The 19774-nt window shown below is 60.3% G+C and carries 17 protein-coding genes; 12 read left to right on the plus strand and 5 right to left on the minus strand.

The features are described 5' to 3' along the window. Window positions 1-9: 9 nt before the first annotated feature. Together NRB16_RS09720 and NRB16_RS09725 are read right to left on the minus strand one after the other, a co-directional pair. A complete protein-coding gene (locus NRB16_RS09720; RefSeq protein WP_257106042.1) occupies window positions 10-3126 on the minus strand; it encodes a multidrug efflux RND transporter permease subunit in 3117 nt (1038 codons plus the stop codon). After that, window positions 3123-4280, minus strand: a complete 1158-nt coding sequence (locus NRB16_RS09725; RefSeq protein WP_257106043.1) for an efflux RND transporter periplasmic adaptor subunit — start codon at window positions 4278-4280, stop codon at window positions 3123-3125. Before NRB16_RS09725 ends, NRB16_RS09720 begins: the two co-directional genes overlap by 4 nt. Window positions 4281-4676: 396 nt before the next feature. Here NRB16_RS09725 and NRB16_RS09730 point away from each other — a divergent pair, with 396 nt between their 5' ends. From NRB16_RS09730 to NRB16_RS09755, 6 genes are all read left to right on the plus strand, one after another. Then, window positions 4677-4973, plus strand: a complete 297-nt coding sequence (locus NRB16_RS09730) for a hypothetical protein (RefSeq protein WP_257106044.1) — start codon at window positions 4677-4679, stop codon at window positions 4971-4973. A 298-nt stretch (window positions 4974-5271) separates the two neighbouring features. After that, a complete protein-coding gene (locus NRB16_RS09735) occupies window positions 5272-5856 on the plus strand; it encodes a fimbrial protein (protein ID WP_253142670.1) in 585 nt (194 codons plus the stop codon). A 59-nt stretch (window positions 5857-5915) separates the two neighbouring features. Beyond that, the gene (locus NRB16_RS09740) at window positions 5916-6671 is read left to right on the plus strand and encodes a molecular chaperone (RefSeq protein ID WP_257106045.1); all 756 of its coding nucleotides are present in this window, start codon (window positions 5916-5918) and stop codon (window positions 6669-6671) included. Window positions 6672-6909: 238 nt separating this feature from the next. Then, window positions 6910-9381: a fimbria/pilus outer membrane usher protein gene (locus NRB16_RS09745; protein ID WP_257106109.1), complete on the plus strand. Its 2472-nt coding sequence runs from the start codon at window positions 6910-6912 to the stop codon at window positions 9379-9381. Beyond that, window positions 9378-10133 carry a molecular chaperone gene (locus NRB16_RS09750; RefSeq protein WP_257106046.1) on the plus strand — a complete coding sequence of 252 codons (756 nt, stop codon included), beginning with the start codon at window positions 9378-9380 and terminating at the stop codon, window positions 10131-10133. Before NRB16_RS09745 ends, NRB16_RS09750 begins: the two co-directional genes overlap by 4 nt. Continuing rightward, window positions 10133-11128: a fimbrial protein gene (locus tag NRB16_RS09755; RefSeq protein WP_257106047.1), complete on the plus strand. Its 996-nt coding sequence runs from the start codon at window positions 10133-10135 to the stop codon at window positions 11126-11128. The genes NRB16_RS09750 and NRB16_RS09755 overlap by 1 nt, the downstream gene beginning before the upstream one ends. Before the next feature lie 18 nt (window positions 11129-11146). Here the strand turns inward: NRB16_RS09755 and NRB16_RS09760 are convergent, their stop codons facing one another. From NRB16_RS09760 to NRB16_RS09770, 3 genes are all read right to left on the minus strand, one after another. Further along, on the minus strand, window positions 11147-11896 hold the full coding sequence (locus tag NRB16_RS09760) for a YkgJ family cysteine cluster protein (RefSeq protein WP_257106110.1): 750 nt from the start codon (window positions 11894-11896) through the stop codon (window positions 11147-11149). A gap of 102 nt (window positions 11897-11998) precedes the next feature. Then, window positions 11999-12313 (minus strand): hypothetical protein, encoded by a 315-nt coding sequence (locus NRB16_RS09765; protein WP_253111829.1) that lies wholly within the window; start codon window positions 12311-12313, stop codon window positions 11999-12001. Window positions 12314-12394: 81 nt separating this feature from the next. Further along, window positions 12395-13288: a chemotaxis protein gene (locus NRB16_RS09770; protein WP_253111830.1), complete on the minus strand. Its 894-nt coding sequence runs from the start codon at window positions 13286-13288 to the stop codon at window positions 12395-12397. A 595-nt stretch (window positions 13289-13883) separates the two neighbouring features. Between NRB16_RS09770 and NRB16_RS09775 the strand changes: the two genes are divergently transcribed. From NRB16_RS09775 to cyoE, 6 genes are all read left to right on the plus strand, one after another. Next, complete coding sequence (locus NRB16_RS09775; RefSeq protein WP_045482780.1) at window positions 13884-14408, plus strand: disulfide bond formation protein B; 525 nt, start codon at window positions 13884-13886, stop codon at window positions 14406-14408. A 442-nt stretch (window positions 14409-14850) separates the two neighbouring features. After that, entirely contained in the window at window positions 14851-15795 is a 945-nt protein-coding gene (gene cyoA / locus NRB16_RS09780) for a ubiquinol oxidase subunit II (protein WP_045482777.1), read from the plus strand. Between the two features lie 3 nt (window positions 15796-15798). Continuing rightward, window positions 15799-17811 (plus strand): cytochrome o ubiquinol oxidase subunit I, encoded by a 2013-nt coding sequence (gene cyoB / locus NRB16_RS09785; RefSeq protein WP_045482774.1) that lies wholly within the window; start codon window positions 15799-15801, stop codon window positions 17809-17811. A 1-nt stretch (window position 17812) separates the two neighbouring features. Further along, window positions 17813-18439 carry a cytochrome o ubiquinol oxidase subunit III gene (gene cyoC, locus NRB16_RS09790; protein ID WP_045482772.1) on the plus strand — a complete coding sequence of 209 codons (627 nt, stop codon included), beginning with the start codon at window positions 17813-17815 and terminating at the stop codon, window positions 18437-18439. Continuing rightward, entirely contained in the window at window positions 18440-18772 is a 333-nt protein-coding gene (cyoD, locus tag NRB16_RS09795; RefSeq protein WP_045482769.1) for a cytochrome o ubiquinol oxidase subunit IV, read from the plus strand. A 10-nt stretch (window positions 18773-18782) separates the two neighbouring features. After that, on the plus strand, window positions 18783-19670 hold the full coding sequence (cyoE, locus tag NRB16_RS09800) for a heme o synthase (protein ID WP_045482766.1): 888 nt from the start codon (window positions 18783-18785) through the stop codon (window positions 19668-19670). The last annotated feature ends 104 nt before the right edge of the window (window positions 19671-19774 follow it).

Here is a 19774-nt window from a genome sequence, read left to right on the forward strand (position 1 = left end):
CGCAACCTCTCAGGTGTGAAGCGCCTGGCCAGTGGCCGGGGCGTTCTGGCGGCGGTGGAACACGCGTTCGAGTTGCAGGTAGATCACCGGGGTGGTGAACAGGGTCAGCACCTGGCTGAGCAGCAGTCCACCGACCACCGCGATCCCCAGCGGCTGGCGCAACTCGGCACCGGCGCCAAACCCGAACATCAGCGGCAGGGCACCGAACAAGGCGGCCAGGGTGGTCATCATGATTGGCCGAAAGCGCGTCAGGCAGGCGGTGTAAATCGCATCGTGTGGCGAAAGGCCCTGATTGCGCTGCGCCTCCAGGGCAAAGTCGACCAGCAGGATGCCGTTCTTCTTGACGATACCAATCAGCAGCACCACGCCAATCAACGCCATGATCGAGAAGTCATGGCCCATCATCCACAACAGCAGCAGTGCGCCAATCCCCGCCGAGGGTAGCGTGGAGATGATCGTCAGCGGGTGGACGAAGCTCTCGTAAAGCACCCCGAGGATGATGTACACCGCCACCAGCGCGGCGAGGATCAGCCACGGCTGGTTGGCCAGCGAACTCTGGAACGCCTGCGCGGCGCCCTGGAAGGTGCCGATGATCGAGGTCGGCATGTCGATTTCGGCCTTGGCCTGCTCAACCATGCGCACCGCATCGCCCAACGCGATGCCGGAAGCCAGGTTGAATGACAGGTTGGCGGCCGGGAACATGCCGTCATGGCTGATCGACAACGGCCCCATCACCGGTGCACCGACACTGGCCACGGCAGACAGCGGCACCATCTCGTCGGTCAGCGGTGAGCGCAAGTAGAAGTAGCTCAGGCTTTCAGCGCGGCCACGTTGCCGGGCATCGAGCTCAAGAATCACCTTGTACTGGTTGGTGTCGGTCTGGAACTCACTGATCTGGCGCTGACCGAAGGCGTCATAAAGGGCCTGGTCGACGTCGGCAGTGGTCAGCCCGAAGCGCGCCGCTGCACGCCGGTCGATGTCGATGTGAGTGATGCTGCCGCCCAGTTGCAAGTCGTTGGACAGGTCGCGCAATGCCGGGTTTTCCCGCAGTTTTTCGGTCAGGCGCTGGGTCCACAGGTTGAGCTGCTCGCCATCGTTGCTCTTGAGCACGTATTGATACTGGCTGCGGCTGGGGCCAGGGCTGAGGTTGATGTCCTGGCCGGCGCGCAGGTACATGACGATGCCGGGCACTTTAGTCAGTTGCGGGCGGATGCGGTCGATGAACTGACTGGCCGATACATCGCGTTCGCCACGCGGCTTGAGGGAAATCCAGAAGCGCCCGCTGGCCAGGGTCTGGTTGCTGCCCGAGGCACCCACCGAATGCGAGAACGCCTGGACCGCCGGGTCGGCGCTGACGATTCTGGCCAGTTCTTTATGCTTGGCGACCATGTCGGGATAAGAGATATCACCGGCCGCATCGGTGGTGCCCAACACCATGCCGGTGTCCTGCACCGGAAAGAAACCCTTGGGAATCAGCACGTAGCCGACCACCGCCAGGGCCACGGTCAGGCCGAATACCCCAAGGGTGATGCGCTGATGAGCCAGCGCCTTGCGCAGACCACGTTCGTAGAGGCTCAGCAGGCGTTCACCAAACCCCGGCTTGCTGTGTTGATCGTGGCTGGGCGCGCGCATGAACAATGCTGCCAGGGTCGGTGCCAGCGTCAGCGACACCACCACGGAAATCAGGATGGTCGCAGTGGCGGTCAGGGCAAACTCCTTGAACAACCGGCCCACCACACCGCCCATGAACAGCAGCGGAATGAACGCGGCAACCAGCGAGAAGCTGATCGACACCACAGTGAAGCCGATTTCCCCCGAGCCCTTGATGGCCGCTTCGCGCATGCCTTCGCCGGCTTCCAGATGGCGGTGGATGTTCTCCACCACCACAATGGCATCGTCGACCACGAAGCCCACCGCAATCACGATCGCCACCAGGGTCAGGTTATTGAGGCTGAAGCCAAACAGGTACATCAGTGCGCAACTGGCGATCAGTGATACGGCCAGGACGCTGGTGACGATCAGGGTCGCTGACCACTGGCGCAGAAACAGCGCCATCACCGCGACCACCAGCAGCACTGCAATGCCCAGGGTCAGTTCCACTTCATGCAGCGAGGCGCGGATGGTGCGGGTGCGGTCATTGAGCACCGACACCTCCACCGAGGCCGGCAGCATCGCGGTCAGGCGCGGCAACTGGCCCAGCACCCGGTCGACGGTCTCGACGATATTGGCGCCCGGCTGGCGGAACACCACCAGGCTCAGGCCGGGCTGCTGACCGGACCAGGCCTGGACATAGGCGTTCTCGGCACCATGCACCACCTTCGCCACGTCCTTGAGGTAAACCGGCGCACCGTTGCGGTAGGCGACAATCAGTTGCGCGTAATCTTCAGGGTCGAACAACTGGTCGTTGGCCGACAGGGTCGAAACGCTGTCTTTGCCATACAGCGCGCCCTTGGCCAGGTTAAGGCTGGTCTGCTGCACCGCCTGACGAATGTCGGCCAGGGTCAGGCCGAGGGCGGCGAGCTTTTCCGGCGCGGCCTGGACGCGAATGGCCGGGCGCTGCTGGCCAGACACCGACACCTGGCCGACGCCTTCAATCTGGCTGAGCTGGCGGGCCAGCAGCGTCTCGGTCAGGTCGCTCAGTTCGGTGCCGGACATCAGCCCGGAGCTGACACTGAGGATCAGTACCGGGCTGTCGGCCGGGTTGACCTTGCGCCAGGTCGGCAGGTTGGGCATGTCGGCCGGCAGCCGTCCGGCTGCGGTGTTGATCGCCGCCTGAACTTCCTGGGCTGCGGTGTCGATGCTCTTGGTCAGGGCGAACTGCAAGGTCAGGCTGGTCGAGCCCAGCGCACTGCTGGAGGTCATCTGGGTCATGCCGGGAATCGCGCTGAACTGCACTTCCAGCGGGGTGGCCACCGAGGAGGCCATGGTCTGCGGGCTGGCGCCCGGCAATTGGGCGCTGACCTGAATGGTGGGGAATTCGGCTTCCGGCAGCGGCGCGACCGGCAGCCGGGTGAAGGCGATCAGGCCCAGCAATACCAGGGCGAAGGTCAGCAGCAAGGTGGCGACCGGGTGATCGATGCACCAGGCCGAGAGTGAACGCTGATGGCGGGTTGGGCTGTCGCTCATGGCTGCACCGCCGCCTGCACGGTATTCAGCGACTGCGGCTGGGCGGCGCTGGCGTCGACCCGGGTGCCGGCCTTGAGCCGTGACTGGCCGTCCTGGACCAGCACGTCACCGGGGCTGGCGCCGCTGATCAGGGTCATGTCGCTGCTCTGGAACAGGACCTTGACCGGAACCACTTCAGCCTTGTTGTCGCGGATGCGGAACACATAATGCTGCTCCAGGCCGCGCTGCACCACTTGCGGGGGCACCTTGAGCGCATCGCGGGCCACATCGGTCTGGATTTTCACCGTGACCAGCTGGCCCGGCCATAGCGATTGATGAGGGTTGTCGAAGCGTGCCTTGGCCCGAATGGTCCCGGTGCTGGGCGAGACCTGGTTATCGATCAGGCTCAGCTTGCCCTGGCCCAGCAGGGTGCCGTTCTGATCGTCGCCCAGCCAGGCCTGCACCGGGGCGCGCGAATCACTGGCAATCAGCCCTTGCAGGGTCGGCAGCATCTGTTGCGGCAGGGCGAACTCCACCGCGACCGGGTCGATCTGGGTCACGGAAAACAGCCCGTTGGCGTCGCTGACCCGCAGGAAGTTGCCTTCATCGACGTTGCGAATCCCGACCCGGCCAGTGACCGGTGACTGGATGCGGGTATAGGACAACTGCACCTGGGCTGCTTCAAGTGTGGCCTTGTTGGCCTGCACCGTGGCTTCAAGCTGGAAGACCTGCGCCTGCTGCTGGTCGAGGGTCTGCCGCGAGATGCCGTTGTCCTGGCTCAGGTCGCGGTAACGCTTGAGGTCCAGGCGGGCGACATCGAGCTGCGCCTGACTCTGTGCCAATTGCGCCCTGGCCTGTTCTTGCGCGGCGCGAATCGCCCGGTCGTCGAGGGTCGCCAGCAGATCGCCGGCCTTGACCTGTTGGCCTTCCTTGACCAGCACGCGGGTAAGGATGCCATCGACCTGTGGTCGGATCACCACGCTTTGCAACGACTGCACGGTGCCGATGCCGGTCACGAACAGCGGTACGTCCTCGGCCTTGAGGTCGATGACTTTGACCGGTACGGCGGCCAGCGGCGGTTTGCTTACGGCGCCAGGGCGGGTCAACAGCCAGGCGCTGCTGCCCAGCGCAGCCAGGACGGCAACAGCCAGTACGGTTCGGATCGATTTACGCATGTCGGGGAGGACGCCAGGAAAGTCAGTGGTCAGACGGCATGATCAGGGGTTTCTTATAACCTGCCAACCCGGTCAGCAGAATGACGGCTACCTGTCAGAAATGTCAGCAAAGCCGTTTGCTGTGAAGCAGTGCCGGTTTTTTCCGTTCAGAAGCTTTAAGTTCATGGCGGTACAGGTTTTGACTGAACTAAAAACTGCATGCTTAAAGCAATAAAACTGTAAGTTACATTGCATTAATTGCTGCGGAAAAGTCCTACAGAATTTTCTTTATTTATGTGGCGGGCGGGGGGTTGTTCAACTTTACTTCATGGGGTGAACCCGACAAGACGGAGCAGGATCATGCAACCCGACACGACAGTTTCAGGTAACTTAAAAAGGCAGTTGGCGCGATCAGTCATGATGGTTTTACTGTCGCTGGGGGCTGTTAAGGTTTATGCACAACAGGGTGTTCTGGGTTTTCGTGGTCAAGTGGTTAACCCTACGTGTGAAGTCGACGTCGCACTCGCGGCTCATCTGGTTGAGCATACCCGGCGTGTGCCGGTGCGTCCGGGGCCGAATGTCGAGGCGGGCGTTGTCGCCAATGCCTGTATGGCCCAGGCGGTGCCTGTGAGTACCCACTTTCAACCCCTTGCTGAGCCGGACTCGCAGCGGGTTTCCGAGTCTCGGGGGGTGCTGACCGTTACCTATCAATAGCCTGCTGGCCACTTTCAAAAAACAGCATGCTGCAGAGGTTAGTGCGAGGTTTATCACCGCTTGTTTGTCGAGCGCCTTGCTATTGGCGGCCTGCAGAGAGTCCTGGAATTGTCCTACGGAAACGGAGTTCAAGCTCAAGAGAATGTTCTTCCAAACCCAAGGAACGCAACTGACAGCTAATAAGGTTGTGGGGGCTTATAGTGAGCGCCGTCCACTAGCGGGCGAACACGAATAAGGGGTGTCGCTGAGCATACTCTGTATGTTCAGTGACACCCATAACACAAGGAATGTTGTTAGCATGAAAAAACTGTCTTTGACTCTGGCTGTATGGGGTGCTTTGGGTCTGGGTCTTACAGGCACAGCCAATGCTGCCAATAACGGCAAGCTGGTGTTCAACGGTACCCTGACCAATATGACTTGCGATGTGGGGCCAGGTACGGGCGTCAGCCCGGGCACCGCGCCGGGTGAAATCAATGTTGATCTGGGCAATGTGTCGTTTGCCGATATCGGTCTGTCAGGTGAAAGCAAGCTACAGACGGCAACGCCGATCCAGTTGCTGATCAACTGCAGTGCCGGTGCTGACCAGTACAACACCGTCAAAATGCGCTTTGCCGCGCGCAACGGCAGCGGCCTGGACAACAACGACCAGACCTTGCTGCGTACCACCGGCGCGGCCGATGGGGTGGGCATTGGTCTGATCAACGGCTCCAGTGTACTGATGGACCTTTCCGGTACCGAGACCATCGACAAGCCGCTGGTCAAGGATGGCGTCGGTGGCGCCACGGCGCAGCTCGACTTCGCAGCGGTGTACGTGCTCAACGGCACGGCGACCAATCCGGGCAACGCAGATGGCTTCATGCCTTTCGTGCTGGACTACGAGTGATGTCACTGGCGGGGCGATGCAGGTCGCCCTGCCGTTTCCTGACCGAGGCAACCGTCAGCATGTTCTTCTCTTTTTCGCGCGGCGCGCTGCTGCTCGCCGGCCTGCTGTGTCTGGGCAACGCCCAGGCGGGCATCGTGCTCAATACCACGCGGGTCATCTATCAGGGCCAGGACAAGGAGGTCAGTTTCGGTGTGCACAACAGTGGCGCCGGCGAGATTCTCGTGCAGTCCTGGCTGGAGCCTTATGACCCTGCGGTGAATACCCCGCAGACCGGCCTCAGTGATCTGCCGTTTATCGTCACCCCGGCGCTGGCGCCGTTGCCCGGTGATGGCAAGCAATTGCTGCGGGTGATCTATTCCGGCAGCGGGCTGCCCACCGAGCGCGAATCAGTGCTGTGGCTCAACGTTCAGGAGATTCCCCGTAGCGCCGCTGAAAATACCCTGCAAATTGCCATCCGCCAGCGTATCAAGCTGTTTTTTCGTCCGGCCGGTCTGCGCGGCGATCCGCTGTTGGCCGCGCAGAATCTGCAATGGCAACTGATCGGGCAGGATGCGCTGGAGGTGTTCAACCCCGGCCCTTTTCACGTTTCGATGTTGAACATCAGCGTACGCCAGGGCAGCAAGGCGCTGGTCAATCAGGACAGCCGGATGCTCGCGCCGCAGCAACGCTGGCGTTTGCCGCTCAAATCGCGTTCCGGCAGCCAGCCGCTGGAGTTGAGCTTTATCAGCATTAATGATTTCGGCGGACAGGAGACTTACCACGCCAGCTTGCAGGGTGGGGAGGGCGTCCAGGCCAGAAAATTCGAATCTCGTTAGCGGCGGCCATGGGCTGCCTATTCGCTGAGCCTTGATGTCTGCGAGTGCTCGGTTGTCATGTGTTCGTTGCCGAACAAGGAAGTGCGACGCACCGGTTATCTTGAAACAGAGTGAACAACAGCTAATGGAATGGCTCACACAGAATAACAAGGGATTCAGAACCCGGGCGCTGCGCGGCCCGGTCAAACGCCTGGCCAGGTCTGTCGCCGGGCTGTCTTTGTCACACCATCCGTTGCCGATCGGCTTCGGGCTGGGCCTGAGCCTGTCGTTCAGTGCCTGGGCGGCGCAACCCCAAGGTGATACCAAAGCGGGGCGTTTCAACACCGCGTTTATCCAGGGCAGTGACCAGCCGCCGGACCTCGAAGAATTTTTGCGCTCCAGCACCGTGTTGCCCGGTACTTATCGGGTCGATATTCACGTCAATCGCGCCCTGAGCGGGCGGCGCGACGTTCAGTTCGTGCGCAGCCCGCGCAGCGGTCGCGTCGAGCCCTGCCTGACCCTGCAGATGCTCAGTGACTTCGGTCTGGACCTGCAGAAGTTGCCAGCGGACCAGGAGTCGCGGCAAGCGCGGGAGCAAGCCTGCTATGACCTGAGCGGCCAGGTCGAGTTTGCCCGTATCGACTACCAGCCAGGTGCGCTGCGCCTGAACATCAGCGTGCCCCAGGCATTAATGGCGCGCAGCAGTCGCGGTTATGTATCGCCACAGCTATGGGATCAGGGCGAAACCGTCGGGTTCGTCAATTACACCTTCAGTGCCGCCGCACGCAGCCAGCGTGGTCAGCGCAGCGAACAACAGTATCTGGGCTTGCGCAACGGTCTGAACCTGGGAGCCTGGCGGCTGCGTAATGAGTCATCACTGGTGCATGGCAGCGACCAGCCTTACCGGTTTCGTAGCAACCGGACCTTTGCCCAGCGCGATATCACCTCGCTCAAGAGCCAGTTGAGCCTGGGTGAGACCTTTAGTGAAGGACAGGTTTTCGACAGCGTGCGTTTCAAGGGCGCAGCGCTGGTGTCCGATGACGGCATGCTGCCTGATAGCGAGCGCGTCTATGCGCCGGTCATTCGCGGTACCGCAGAGAGCAATGCCACAGTCGAAGTGCGCCAGAGCGGCTTTTTGCTGTACAGCGGCAACGTCTCGCCAGGGCCTTTCGAGATCAGCGATATCTACCCCAGCGGCTCCAACGGCGACTTGCAGGTGACCATCATCGAGGCTGACGGACGCCGGCGCAGCTTCACTCAAGCCTATGCCTCGCTGCCGATCATGCTGCCCAGCGGAGCGTTTCGTTACAGCGTGAGTGGCGGGCAAGTGGATAACTACGACGGCGCAGAGCAGGCGCCAAATTTTCTCGGCGCGGCGTGGATCTACGGCGTGAATGACGCGATCACCGGTTTTGGCGGTGTGCAGTGGGCCGAAGATTACCGTGCCGTCAATCTTGGCGCGGGCGTCAATACGCCACTGGGCGCGGTGTCGGCTGACCTGACTCATTCGGCCAGTCAGGTGCACGACCAACAGCGTCAGGGCCACAGCCTGCGGGTGCGTTATGCCAATACTCTGGAAGTCACCGCGACGACCCTGGCGGTGGCCGGTTATCGCTATAGCACCGAGCATTACCGCAGCCTCGGGCAGCACGTTGAGGAACTGGACGAGCGCACCGGCATTGCGCTGGTGGGCCGGGCCAGAGACCGGCTGGAGGTCAACCTGACCCAGACCCTGCCTGAGTTTACCGCCAGCCTGAGCCTGACGGCTTCGGAGCAGCGCTACTGGAACCTGCCGGGCAAGACTCGCCAGGCTTATCTGGCGTGGAACTCGGTGTGGCGCAACCTCAGTTACAGCCTGTCGCTGGAACGGACCCAGGCATGGAGCCGCTTTGGCGAGGGGCGTGACGACAATCGGCTTTCGCTCAGTGTGACGCTGCCGCTGGGCGATAGCGCCCGCGCATCGCGCTTGTCGTTCAATGCGTTGCGCGACAGCCAGGGCGAGTACAACACCCAGGCCGGGGTTTATGGTCAAGTGCTGGAGGAACGCGACACGTTCTACTCGGTGCAGGCCGGGCATGACAGTCGTTCCGGCAGCTTTGGGTCCGCCAAGCTCAACACCCTCAAACCCTATGGCCGCTTTGAGGCCGGCTACAGTCAGGGCCGCGATTACCGCAGTCTGCTGCTGGGGGCCAGCGGCTCGCTGGTGGCGCATGCCGGTGGGCTCAACCTTGGGCAGGCGCTGGGCGAAACCTTTGCGCTGATCGAAGTCCCGCAGGTCAGCGGCGCCAGCCTGGCGTCCTGGCGTCAGGTCGAAACCTCAGGCAACGGTTATGCGGTTCTGCCCTATGCCCAGCCGTACCGCACCAACTGGGTCAATCTGGACACCCGCCAGTTGGGTGCCGATGTCGATCTGGACAATGCCATCGGGCAACTGGTGCCGACTCGCGGTGCGGTGCCGGTGCTGCGTTTCAAGGCCGCACTCGGGCGCCGTGTGCAGTTCGAACTGCTGCGCGCCGATGGCAGTCGCCTGCCGCTGGGCGCCACGGTCGAGGACGGGCAGGGCAGGACGCTGGCGACTGTCGACCCGACCAGCCAGGCGTTGGTGCTCAGCGAACAGGACAGCGGCACCTTGTATGTGCGCTGGTCGACCCAGCGTTGCGCGGCGCCGTTCAGCTTGCCGGCCCGCGATGCACAGCGCGCTTATGAGCGAGTCAAGGTGGTCTGCCAATGAACCTCAAACGCTGGCTGGCGCTGTGGGGCCTGTGCGCGATGGTGCCTGCCCAGGCCACGGTTTCGCTGCTCGGCACACGGTTGATCCTTGGTGCAGGTAACGAGGTGAGTATCGAGGCACACAACCGCAGCGACCAGGAGGTGCTGCTGCAAGCCTGGCTGGCGCTGCCGGGCAGCAGCGATGAAGCGGCTGTTGCCTCAGACCGCCCGTTACCTTTCGTCGTGACCCCGGCGCTGCTGCGTCTGCCTGGCCTGGGGCGGCAACAATTACGGGTGTTGTATCAGGGCCAGGGCATGCCGACAGACCGTGAGTCATTGGTCCATCTCTATGTTCTGGAGATACCACAGCGTTCCGAGGCCGGGCAGCAATTGAGTATCGCGGTGCGCCAGCGGATCAACGTATTCCATCGTCCGCCCGGTTTGCCCGGCGACCCGGCGCTGGCGCCCGCCGCATTGCGCTGGTCACTCAGCCATGAGGTGGCGGGCAGAGCACGTCTGCAGGTTAGCAACCCCACGGCTTTTCATGTGGCGCTGCTGGATCTGCAACTCGATGGCCGCGCGGTGCGCGACTACCTGTTGCTCGCACCGGGGCAACGCTTCGACTGGCCGACGCCGCCGCACGTAGCTCGCCAATTGACCTTCAAGGCGCTGACTGACTACGGCGGTCGGCGTGACTACTGCGCACAACCGACCGGCCAGGCCGCCTTCAGTGCGCGGCTGCTGGATACTCCATTGATGGCAGGAGACTGCTGATGTCCGATTCTCTCTTTGCTGCGCGGCGCTTGCGTGCCGTTGTCCTGCTGGCGTTGCTCAGCCCGGCGTCCTGTTTTGCTCTGGTGTGCAGCGTGCAGGGCTCCGGCGCGCCGGTTCTGCGCGGCGATCTGGGCAGTACCGTGGCGATTCCCGAGTCCTTGCCGCATGGCGAGGTGGTCTGGCGTTCCGAACGCCAAAGCGTCCTGATCGAATGTGCCCGCGAAGACCAGCAGGCGGTGGCCCAGGAAGTGTTCGTGCATTTGAACCCCGATAACCTGAACGTCGGCCAAGGGATTCGCGTGGGGTTGAGCGTGGGCGGTGCCGATCACTTTTCCGGGCGAATCGCCACCGCTCAGGTTTTACCGGTCTGCCATGAAGGCGACTCCAACATAGAGGCCTGCCCCAGGGTCCGTTTCAACCTGGCTTTCTCGGTATTTGTGCAGAAGTTCGGTGCGACGCCTGTCTCTGGCGTGCCGGCGGACATTCCGGACTACCGGGTGTTTCAGCTCGGCGCGCAGAGTGGTCCGCAGAGCGGGGCGGGCAATAGCCTCAGTTATGTGCTGAACAATCTGACCGGGCTGCGCTTCATTGCCTGCGATGCGCAATTGCAGGTTTACCCGGCCAGCCTGGAGTTCGGCGCGCTGCCGATCAAGCAAGTGGTGGTCGGCAAGGTCTTCGATCAGCGATCGTTTTCCCTGTCGACCAATCGCAGCTGTGATTCGCCGTTCAGCCTCGATGCGCGGTTTCGCCCGGTCACCGGCAGCCTGGTGCAGGACTTGCTGGTGCCGGGTAACAATGCCTCACTGGGGATTCGCATCGTGCGGGCCGCCGACGGTCAGCCGTTACGCTACAACGAGTCGTTTCACCTGACCGACCTGTTGCAGGGAACCCCCTCCAGCCAGGTCGATTTCGATGCACAACTGATCTGGCAGACACCGCGGCCGGTGCCGGGACCGTTTGCCGCTGAGGTGATGATCGATTTGTATTACAAATGACTGCGGCGGACAACGCACTCAGGTTGCCAGAGGTATGAACAGGTAAGGCGGCGTTTCGGGCGCGGCCAGCCGGGCGCCGGCCTGTTGCAAGGTGTCGCTGACCTGTTGGCCGGCGACATGAAAGCGCCACTCGGCCGCTGTCTGCTCGACTGCATCGGCGCTGTGAACCGCTTCGAGGGCTGCGCTAAAAGCGGACATCTCCGGTAGATAAGCGACGAACCCGTTGCCCTTGAGCGCCGTGGTATTGATCCCCAACAGCTGGCACACGGTCCGCTTGGCCGCAATGTCATCGCGGTCGGCCTGGCGGGATTGTTCGATCAGGGCAAGCAACTGCGGGTCGGCCAGGGTATTGCCGACAATCAGCTCCGGGCCCTGTTCCCAAGCGTGCGGCGGGCAATCCTTGGTGTGTGGACGCAACGGAATATGCGGGTTGATCTCCATTGGGTAGATACGGCACACCAGTGGCCGGCGCTCATAGATACGGCACAGCTGCTGCGCGTCAAGATTCCGGCAAGGTCCGACGTTATAGGCCGCGAAGGTGATGGCTATATACGCTCGGGCAGCGCCGCTGTTGACCAGAATCGAGCGGCGCGTGGCGTGCTGCCACTGCGCTTGGTCAACTCCATAGCCGTTTTCGAGAAAACCTTCAGTCAGGACGATCAGGGCACCGCCGTCAGCAGCCCACTGCCGGGCTTCGCTGAGGGTCAAAGGGACATGGTGGTCAGTGCAGCACTTGCCGCAGCCGACGCAGGAAAATCGGGTATTCATCGCGCCAGGAGTCGTCCATACCAGCGTTTGGGCTGAGCGTGCAGGCATGTACGCTCAACCTTTGGTTGGCAATGAATGAGGCAAGTTATATGCCAGCGCCTGTCAGCGCTTCTCGACGCTATCCCACTCAGTGACTGTGGCCTCGCCGGACTGGCGGTGATACAGGCACAGCTCCAGGCCTTTGCGATTGTTCATGTGCTTCTGTGGATAGCGACCTTGCAGCAGCAGGGCGTCATAACCAACCTGATCGTCGAAACGGGCCTGTTTGCCCAGCACTTTGACGTCTTGCAACTGGCTTGTCTTCAGGCAGGCGGCTCGTTCGGTCTTGTCCAGCTGTTGCCAGGCATCAGGACTTGAGGCCTGGACCTGGCTCACCCCACAGGTCAGGGTCGCAAGTAACAACACAACGGTTCTCATGGCATCCATCCAGGCTCATTGGCAATGGGCGTTAGACTGGATCGCCCGAGCAAGGTTTCGTCGGCTGGCCGGGCGCAGTGCTCAGCGGGCATTCACGGTGCGGGCCGCTTCCAGTACGCAGCGGGTCAGTTCGGGCGAAGAGAACTTGGTCAACACCGCATCGGCCCCGGCAATCCTGGCTTTCTCGCTGTTCATCGCGCTGTCCAGCGAGGTGTGCAGCAGGATGTACAGGTCAGAGAAGTCTGGCGTTTCACGCAGGGTACGAGTCAGTGCATAACCGTCCATCTCTGACATCTCGATGTCGGAGATCAGTACGTTGATTTCGCCAGAGGTGCCTTTGAGTTCCAGCAGCACATCCATGGCCTCTCTGGCACTGCGCGCGGTGCGGCATTCGATACCGATATTGCGCAGGGTGATGATCGACTGCTGCAAGGCGACCTGGCTGTCGTCGACCACCAGAATTTGTACCGTGCCGAGCAGTTCGACTTCATGAGTGGTCAGTTGATCGGGCTCGACGACGATCTGCGCCGGTGCGATGCCATGGATGACCTTCTCGATATCGAGCACCTGAACCAGTACGCCATCGACCTGGGTGACGCCGGTGATGAAAGAGTGACGGCTGGAGCCGTAGGGTGGCGGGCGGATGTCGGTGGTCAGGCAGTGGACGATCTTGCTCACCGCCTGGACGTGCAGGCCCTGTTTGCTGCGGCTCACATCGGTGACGATCAGGCAGCCGGCATCCGGATCGGCCAATGGCCGCTCGCCAATGGCCCGGCTCAGGTCGATGACCGACAGCGATGCTCCGCGCAACGTGGCTACGCCTTTTACGTGCGGGTGGGATTCGGGCAGATGGGTCAGGGCCGGGCAGGGAATGATCTCGCTGACCTTCAACAGGTTGATTGCCATCAGCTTGCCGCTGCGCAAGGTGAACAACAGCAGCGAGAGAGAATCTGCACGGGCGTGCTTGGTGGACATAGGAACCTTATGGCAAATGGATATCGTCGAACGATGCGGGTCTTGACGTTATGATCCAGCGACCCTCTTGAGCTCTGTTAGAGAATAGTCGCCCGCAGCGATCTGGCCTGAGAGGCGTTTCACGGTTTGGCATTTTGCCGTAGAAGCGCAGGCGCATGGAACCTATAGTGGCAGTTGGACTTTATTGACGTCAAATATCGGACCGGTGCCGTGTGGCAAATGGTCGCATCCTTCTATATATAGAAGCGCGTGCGACAATAGGGCGCATGGTTATCCAGCCAGGTTTGGCTGCGGCAAATGCGCACAGTTTTTCGAGCTTGCCGTGGGGTGTGACAATTCACCGCAATGGCTTGCCAGGCAAATGCTCGTGCGACAAAAGGACGCAGCCTTCTATATATAAGGAAGGAATTCGTTATCGGCCGGCTGGTCTGCCACACGGGTGCCTTAGGCGCAGGGCGGCGACCATCCGGACGGCAAATCTTCCCGTATGGCGGCCCGGGCCTTGAGTCTCGGGCGCCTGCCCCCGATCATCGGCTGTTCCAGGGCGCCCCAGAGCGCTTGGCAGCCGTGGCCTAACAACTGAAAAGGTATGTGAATGAGCGACAACATGTTGTACCTGAAGCGCGAAAAGCGCTTTCTGGTCTTGCTGGGAATCATCTGCCTGTCGCTGATCGGCGGCGCGCTGTACATGCAGATCGTATTGGGCGAGGCGCCTTGCCCGCTGTGCATCCTGCAGCGCTACGCGCTGCTGCTGATCGCGCTGTTCGCCTTCATCGGCGCGGCCATGCCCGGCCGGCGCAGCACGACCCTGTTCGAAGCGCTGGTGGTGCTCAGCGCAATAGGCGGCATTGCGGCGGCTGGCCGGCACGTCTGGGTACTGGCCAACCCGGCGGTAAGCTGTGGAATCGACACCCTGCAACCGATCGTCGACGGACTCCCCCTGGCGTCGATGTTTCCCCTAGGCTTTCAGGTCAGCGGCTTCTGCTCCACACCTTATCCGCCGGTTCTGGGACTGTCGCTGGCGCAGTGGGCTCTGGTAGCATTCGTGCTTACTGCGATACTGGTCCCTCTGGGGATCGTACGTAACCGGCGTAAACCTCAAGGTTTACAAGGGCTTTAGTTTAGAAATGCCTCGTAGAACGAGGCATTTTTCATGATCGGGACAACAAAAATTTGCAATTGTTACCGATTCTGAGATTAACTGTTGCAGAATAAGGCATAGTCAATAAAAACTTACGTATCTACAATCGCCCGCAGTTATCGTCCAGCCTGGCTTGGCGATTAGCTGTTTTGAGGCCGGGAGCGCTGCTCGTACTCTGAATTAGCCGCGCAACGCTGGCCTCCAAGCGCACTGAATGGCCGCGCTTAAGGTGATTATTCTGCCTGGCAGGTGATCTCCAGCCGTTCAAGATAAGAATCCAAGTTAAACCGGATTTGTCGTTTCGCTACCGCGTTCTGGCAGGCCCTTGTTCAATTCAAAAAAACATGCCGGCACTGGCAGGGTGAAGTGTTGGCGGTCGAAACCCAACAGCACCGCGAAAGCTGCTTTTAGAGGTCGTGAGATGAGTAAAAATAGGTACCCCAGGTTTTTTGGCTACTTGGCCCTGTTCAGTATGCTTCTGCTCAGTGGTTGTGATGGCTTTCCGCTGCTCGATCCGAAAGGGCAGGTGGGTATCGAGCAACGCAACCTGATCGTTATCGCTACGCTGCTGATGCTGATCGTGGTGATCCCGGTCATTTTCATGACCATCATCTTCGCCTGGAAATATCGCGCGTCGAACAAGGCTGCCAAGTACACGCCTGACTGGTCGCACTCCACCAAGATCGAAGTCGCGGTCTGGGGCGTGCCGATCATCCTGCTGATCTTCCTGGGCTACTTCACCTACGTCTCGACCCACAAGCTGGACCCTTACCGTCCGCTGGAGTCCGAGGTCAAGCCGGTGGTCATCCAGGCGGTGTCGCTGGACTGGAAATGGCTGTTCATCTACCCGGAAGAGGGTATTGCCACGGTCAACCACATCGTCTTCCCGGCCAACACGCCGATCAATTTCCAGGTTACCTCTGACAGCGTAATGAACTCGTTGTTCATTCCGGGTCTGGGCGGCCAGATCTATGCGATGGCGGGCATGCACACCAAGCTGCACCTGATCGCCAACGAGAATCACGAGTTCAACGGTATTTCCGCCAACTACAGTGGCGCGGGTTTCACCGGCATGAAGTTCAAGGCGATCTCGACCAGCCAGGCCGATTACCAGGCGTGGATCAAGGAAGTCAAGAATTCACCAAAGCAGCTTGACTCGGCTGAATACGCAGCCTTGCTCAAACCTAGCGAGCGTCACCCCGTAGAACTCTATTCCTCGGTCACCCCTGATCTGTTCCAGGTCATCATCGACAAGTACGAGGGCATGAACCACGGGCCGAGCAAGCAAAGCATCCGTGATAAGCAAGTCACCGGTACCGATGGTGCGCAAAACAGCAAGAATTCAGCTGCTGGGGCAGAGGAGTAAACAATGTTAGGCAAATTAAGTCTGGAAGCGATTCCGTACCACGAGCCGATAGTCATGGTGACCCTCGCCATGGTCGCCCTTGGCGGTCTGGCGCTGGCCGGCGCTATCACCTACTTCAAGAAGTGGGGTTACCTGTGGACCGAGTGGCTGACTTCGGTCGACCACAAGAAAATCGGCGTGATGTACATCATCGTCGCCATGGTCATGCTGCTGCGCGGTTTTGCCGACGCAATCATGATGCGTACCCAATTGGCCATGGCGCAGAATGGCGCCGAAGGCTTCCTGCCGCCTGAACACTATGACCAGATCTTCACCGCTCACGGTGTGATCATGATCATCTTCATGGCGATGCCTTTCTTCACCGGCCTGATGAACATCGTTCTGCCACTGCAGATCGGTGCGCGTGACGTTGCCTTCCCGTTCCTGAACTCGCTGAGCTTCTGGCTGCTGGTCGCCGGCATGCTGCTGATCAACATCTCTCTGGGTGTTGGTGAGTTCGCCAAGACCGGCTGGGTTGCCTATCCGCCTCTGTCCGGGCTGCAATACAGCCCTGGCGTCGGTGTCGATTACTACATCTGGGCACTACAGCTATCAGGGTTGGGTACGACGCTGACAGGCGTCAACTTCCTGGTTACCGTACTGAAGATGCGCACCCCTGGCATGAAGCTGATGGACATGCCGATCTTCACCTGGACCTGCACCTTCGCCAACGTCCTGATCGTGGCTTCGTTCCCGATTCTGACTGCGTGTCTGGCGCTGCTGACCCTCGACCGTTACCTGGACTTCCACATTTTCACGAACGAACTGGGCGGCAACCCAATGATGTACGTGAACCTGTTCTGGGCCTGGGGTCACCCTGAGGTTTACATCCTGGTACTGCCAGCGTTCGGCGTGTTCTCGGAAGTGGTTTCGACCTTCTCCGGCAAGCGTCTGTTCGGCCACAAGTCGATGATCTACGCATCGGGCGGTATCTGCGTACTGGGCTTCGTGGTCTGGCTGCACCACTTCTTCACCATGGGTGCGGGCGCCAGCGTCAACGCCTTCTTCGGTCTGGCGACCATGCTGATTGCCATCCCGACCGGTGTGAAACTGTTCAACTGGCTGTTCACCATCTATCAGGGCCGTCTGCGCTTCACCGCGCCGATCATGTGGACCCTGGGCTTCATGATCACCTTCTCGATCGGTGGTATGACCGGCGTTCTGCTGGCCATCCCGGGCGCTGACTTCGTGCTGCACAACAGCCTGTTCGTTATCGCTCACTTCCACAACGTGATCATCGGTGGTGCGGTATTCGGTTACATCGCAGGCTTCGCTTTCTGGTTCCCGAAAGCGTTCGGCTTCAAGCTGCACGAAGGCTGGGGCAAGGCTGCGTTCTGGTTCTGGCTGAGCGGCTTCTTCGTGGCCTTCATGCCACTGTACGCGCTGGGCTTCCTGGGCATGACCCGTCGTCTGAACGCGACCGATATGCCTGAGTGGAACATCTACCTGAACGTTGCTCTGTTCGGTGCGTTCCTGATCGCTGCCGGTATCGCTTCGCAACTGATCCAGCTGTTCGTCAGTATCCGCGACCGCAACAAGAACCTCGACCTGACCGGTGACCCATGGAATGGCCACACCCTGGAATGGTCCACTTCGTCGCCACCGCCGTTCTACAACTTCGCAGAACTGCCGAAGGCTGATGACATCGACGCATTCACCGAAGCCAAGCGCAACGGTACTGCCTACAAGGTTCCGGCCAAGTATTCGGCGATCCACATGCCTAATAACACCGCGACCGGCATGTACATGGGTCTGCTGCTGACCGTGTTCGGTTTCGCCTTCATCTGGCACATCTGGTGGCTGGTAGGTGCGAGCCTGGTAGCAACCATCGCCGTCTTCGTTGCTCACGCTGCACGTGATGACCAGGGCTACATGGTCCCGGCCGAGGAAGTTGCGCGTATCGAAGCTGAGCATCACAAGGTCCTGGCGGCCCAAGGTGCATACACTCCTGCCAAGTCTTCGATGGAACAGGTCTAACATGTCGAACATTGCTATCAACTCCGGAGCCCATGGTCACGACCACGATCACGGGCATGACGAACACCACGACAGTGGTGGCATGACGATCTACGGCTTCTGGCTGTATCTGATGACCGACTGCGTGCTGTTCGCATCGTTCTTCGCGGTCTACGCCGTGATGATGAACAGCGTCGCCGGCGGCCCGACCGGCCAGGACATCTTCCTGCTGCCGTTCGTGGCCGTGGAAACCGCGTTCCTGCTGGTCAGCTCCATCACTTATGGCTTTGCCATGCTGGCGCTGTACAAAGGTAACAAGAGTGGTGTCCTGCGCTGGCTGGCAGTGACTTTCGTGTGCGGTGCAGCGTTCATCGCGATGGAAGTCTACGAGTTCCATCACCTGATCCACGAAGGCTACGGTCCTAGCCGCAGCGGCTTCCTGTCGGCGTTCTTCTCGCTGGTAGGTCTGCACGGTCTGCACGTGACCAGCGGTCTGATCTGGATGGGCATCATGATGTATCAGGTCCAGAAAAAGGGCCTGACCAACACCAACAAGACCCGCCTGAGCTGCCTGAGCCTGTTCTGGCACTTCCTGGACGTGGTCTGGATTGGCGTGTTCACCATTGTTTACCTGTTGGGGGCCCTGTAAATGGCTAGTTCGCATAACTCCCACGACGAGCAGGGTCACGGTTCGGTCAAGGACTATGTCATCGGCTTCGTGCTGTCGATCATCCTGACTGCCATTCCGTTCGCCCTGGTGATGTCGCCGGTTCTGCCGAAAGACACCACTATCTGGATCATCATGCTGTTCGCGATCATCCAGATTCTGGTTCACCTGCGCTACTTCCTGCACCTGGACTTCTCGGCTGCTCAGCGCAACAACGTGATGGCGTTTGTCTTCACTGCGCTGGTGATCGTGTTCCTGGTGGGCCTGTCGGTGTGGATCATCTTCAGCATCCACCGCGAAATGATGGCGCAGTGAGGAAATACTGATGTCACTGAAGCACTTTATCCAAATCACCAAGCCGGGGATCATTTTCGGTAACGTGCTTTCGGTGGCAGGTGGCTTTTTCCTGGCGTCCAAGGGGGATATCGATTTCGTCGTGTTTCTGGCGGCGGTACTCGGTACTTCCCTGGTCGTGGCTTCAGGTTGTGTATTCAACAACTGCATTGACCGCGATATCGACCAGCGCATGGAGCGCACCCGTGAGCGGGCTCTGGTTCAGGGGCTTGTGTCCCTGAAACTGGCCCTTGCCTACGGAGCTGTTCTCGGTGCGCTGGGCGTGTGGCTGCTGTATACCTATGCCAACCCGCTGTCGGCACTGCTGGTAGTGATCGGTTTCGTGATCTATGTCGGTCTGTACAGCCTGTACTTCAAGCGCAAGTCGGTGCACGGCACGCTGATCGGTAGCCTGTCGGGGGCAATGCCTCCGGTGGTCGGCTACTGCGCAGTGAGCAACAACTTCGACTTTGCGGCGTTGACCCTGCTGGTGATGTTCAGCCTGTGGCAAATGCCTCACTCGTACGCCATCGCGATCTTCCGCTTCAACGACTATCGTGCAGCGAAGATCCCGGTTCTGCCGGTCAAGCGTGGCATCCTGGTGACCAAGCGCCATATCCTGCTGTACATCCTGGCGTTTCTGGTGGCGACCCTGATGCTGACGGTTGGCGGCTACGCCGGCCTGAACTACCTCGCGGTCGCTGCCGGTCTGGGCATGTACTGGCTGTATATGGCCTGGAAAGGCTACAAGGCTGCTGATGACACCGTTTGGGCACGCAAGCTGTTCGTGTTCTCCATCGTCACCATCACCGCGCTGAGCGTGATGATGTCGGTGGACTTTCAGGTAACCAAAGAGATTCTGGTGACCTACGCGTTCTGATGCTTGCCTGAGCGGTACAAAAAACCCTGTTCTTGAACAGGGTTTTTTTATGCCTGCTGTTTGGGCCCTGGCCAGCCGCAATGGCAAAAACCGACCGATTGCCG

The organism is Pseudomonas sp. LJDD11, assembly GCF_024584215.1.
Lineage (GTDB): Bacteria > Pseudomonadota > Gammaproteobacteria > Pseudomonadales > Pseudomonadaceae > Aquipseudomonas.

Coding starts and splice junctions, on each gene's coding strand:
- NRB16_RS09740 (WP_257106045.1), top strand. CDS start 5,916: ATGTTCTTCTCTTTTTCGCGCGGCGCGCTGCTGCTCGCCGGCCTGCTG.
- cyoD (WP_045482769.1), top strand. CDS start 18,440: ATGGCTAGTTCGCATAACTCCCACGACGAGCAGGGTCACGGTTCGGTC.
- NRB16_RS09735 (WP_253142670.1), top strand. CDS start 5,272: ATGAAAAAACTGTCTTTGACTCTGGCTGTATGGGGTGCTTTGGGTCTG.
- NRB16_RS09755 (WP_257106047.1), top strand. CDS start 10,133: ATGTCCGATTCTCTCTTTGCTGCGCGGCGCTTGCGTGCCGTTGTCCTG.
- NRB16_RS09725 (WP_257106043.1), bottom strand. CDS start 4,280: ATGCGTAAATCGATCCGAACCGTACTGGCTGTTGCCGTCCTGGCTGCG.
- cyoB (WP_045482774.1), top strand. CDS start 15,799: ATGTTAGGCAAATTAAGTCTGGAAGCGATTCCGTACCACGAGCCGATA.
- NRB16_RS09730 (WP_257106044.1), top strand. CDS start 4,677: ATGATGGTTTTACTGTCGCTGGGGGCTGTTAAGGTTTATGCACAACAG.
- NRB16_RS09720 (WP_257106042.1), bottom strand. CDS start 3,126: ATGAGCGACAGCCCAACCCGCCATCAGCGTTCACTCTCGGCCTGGTGC.
- NRB16_RS09765 (WP_253111829.1), bottom strand. CDS start 12,313: ATGAGAACCGTTGTGTTGTTACTTGCGACCCTGACCTGTGGGGTGAGC.
- NRB16_RS09770 (WP_253111830.1), bottom strand. CDS start 13,288: ATGTCCACCAAGCACGCCCGTGCAGATTCTCTCTCGCTGCTGTTGTTC.
- cyoE (WP_045482766.1), top strand. CDS start 18,783: ATGTCACTGAAGCACTTTATCCAAATCACCAAGCCGGGGATCATTTTC.
- NRB16_RS09760 (WP_257106110.1), bottom strand. CDS start 11,896: ATGAATACCCGATTTTCCTGCGTCGGCTGCGGCAAGTGCTGCACTGAC.
- cyoC (WP_045482772.1), top strand. CDS start 17,813: ATGTCGAACATTGCTATCAACTCCGGAGCCCATGGTCACGACCACGAT.
- NRB16_RS09775 (WP_045482780.1), top strand. CDS start 13,884: ATGAGCGACAACATGTTGTACCTGAAGCGCGAAAAGCGCTTTCTGGTC.
- cyoA (WP_045482777.1), top strand. CDS start 14,851: ATGAGTAAAAATAGGTACCCCAGGTTTTTTGGCTACTTGGCCCTGTTC.
- NRB16_RS09750 (WP_257106046.1), top strand. CDS start 9,378: ATGAACCTCAAACGCTGGCTGGCGCTGTGGGGCCTGTGCGCGATGGTG.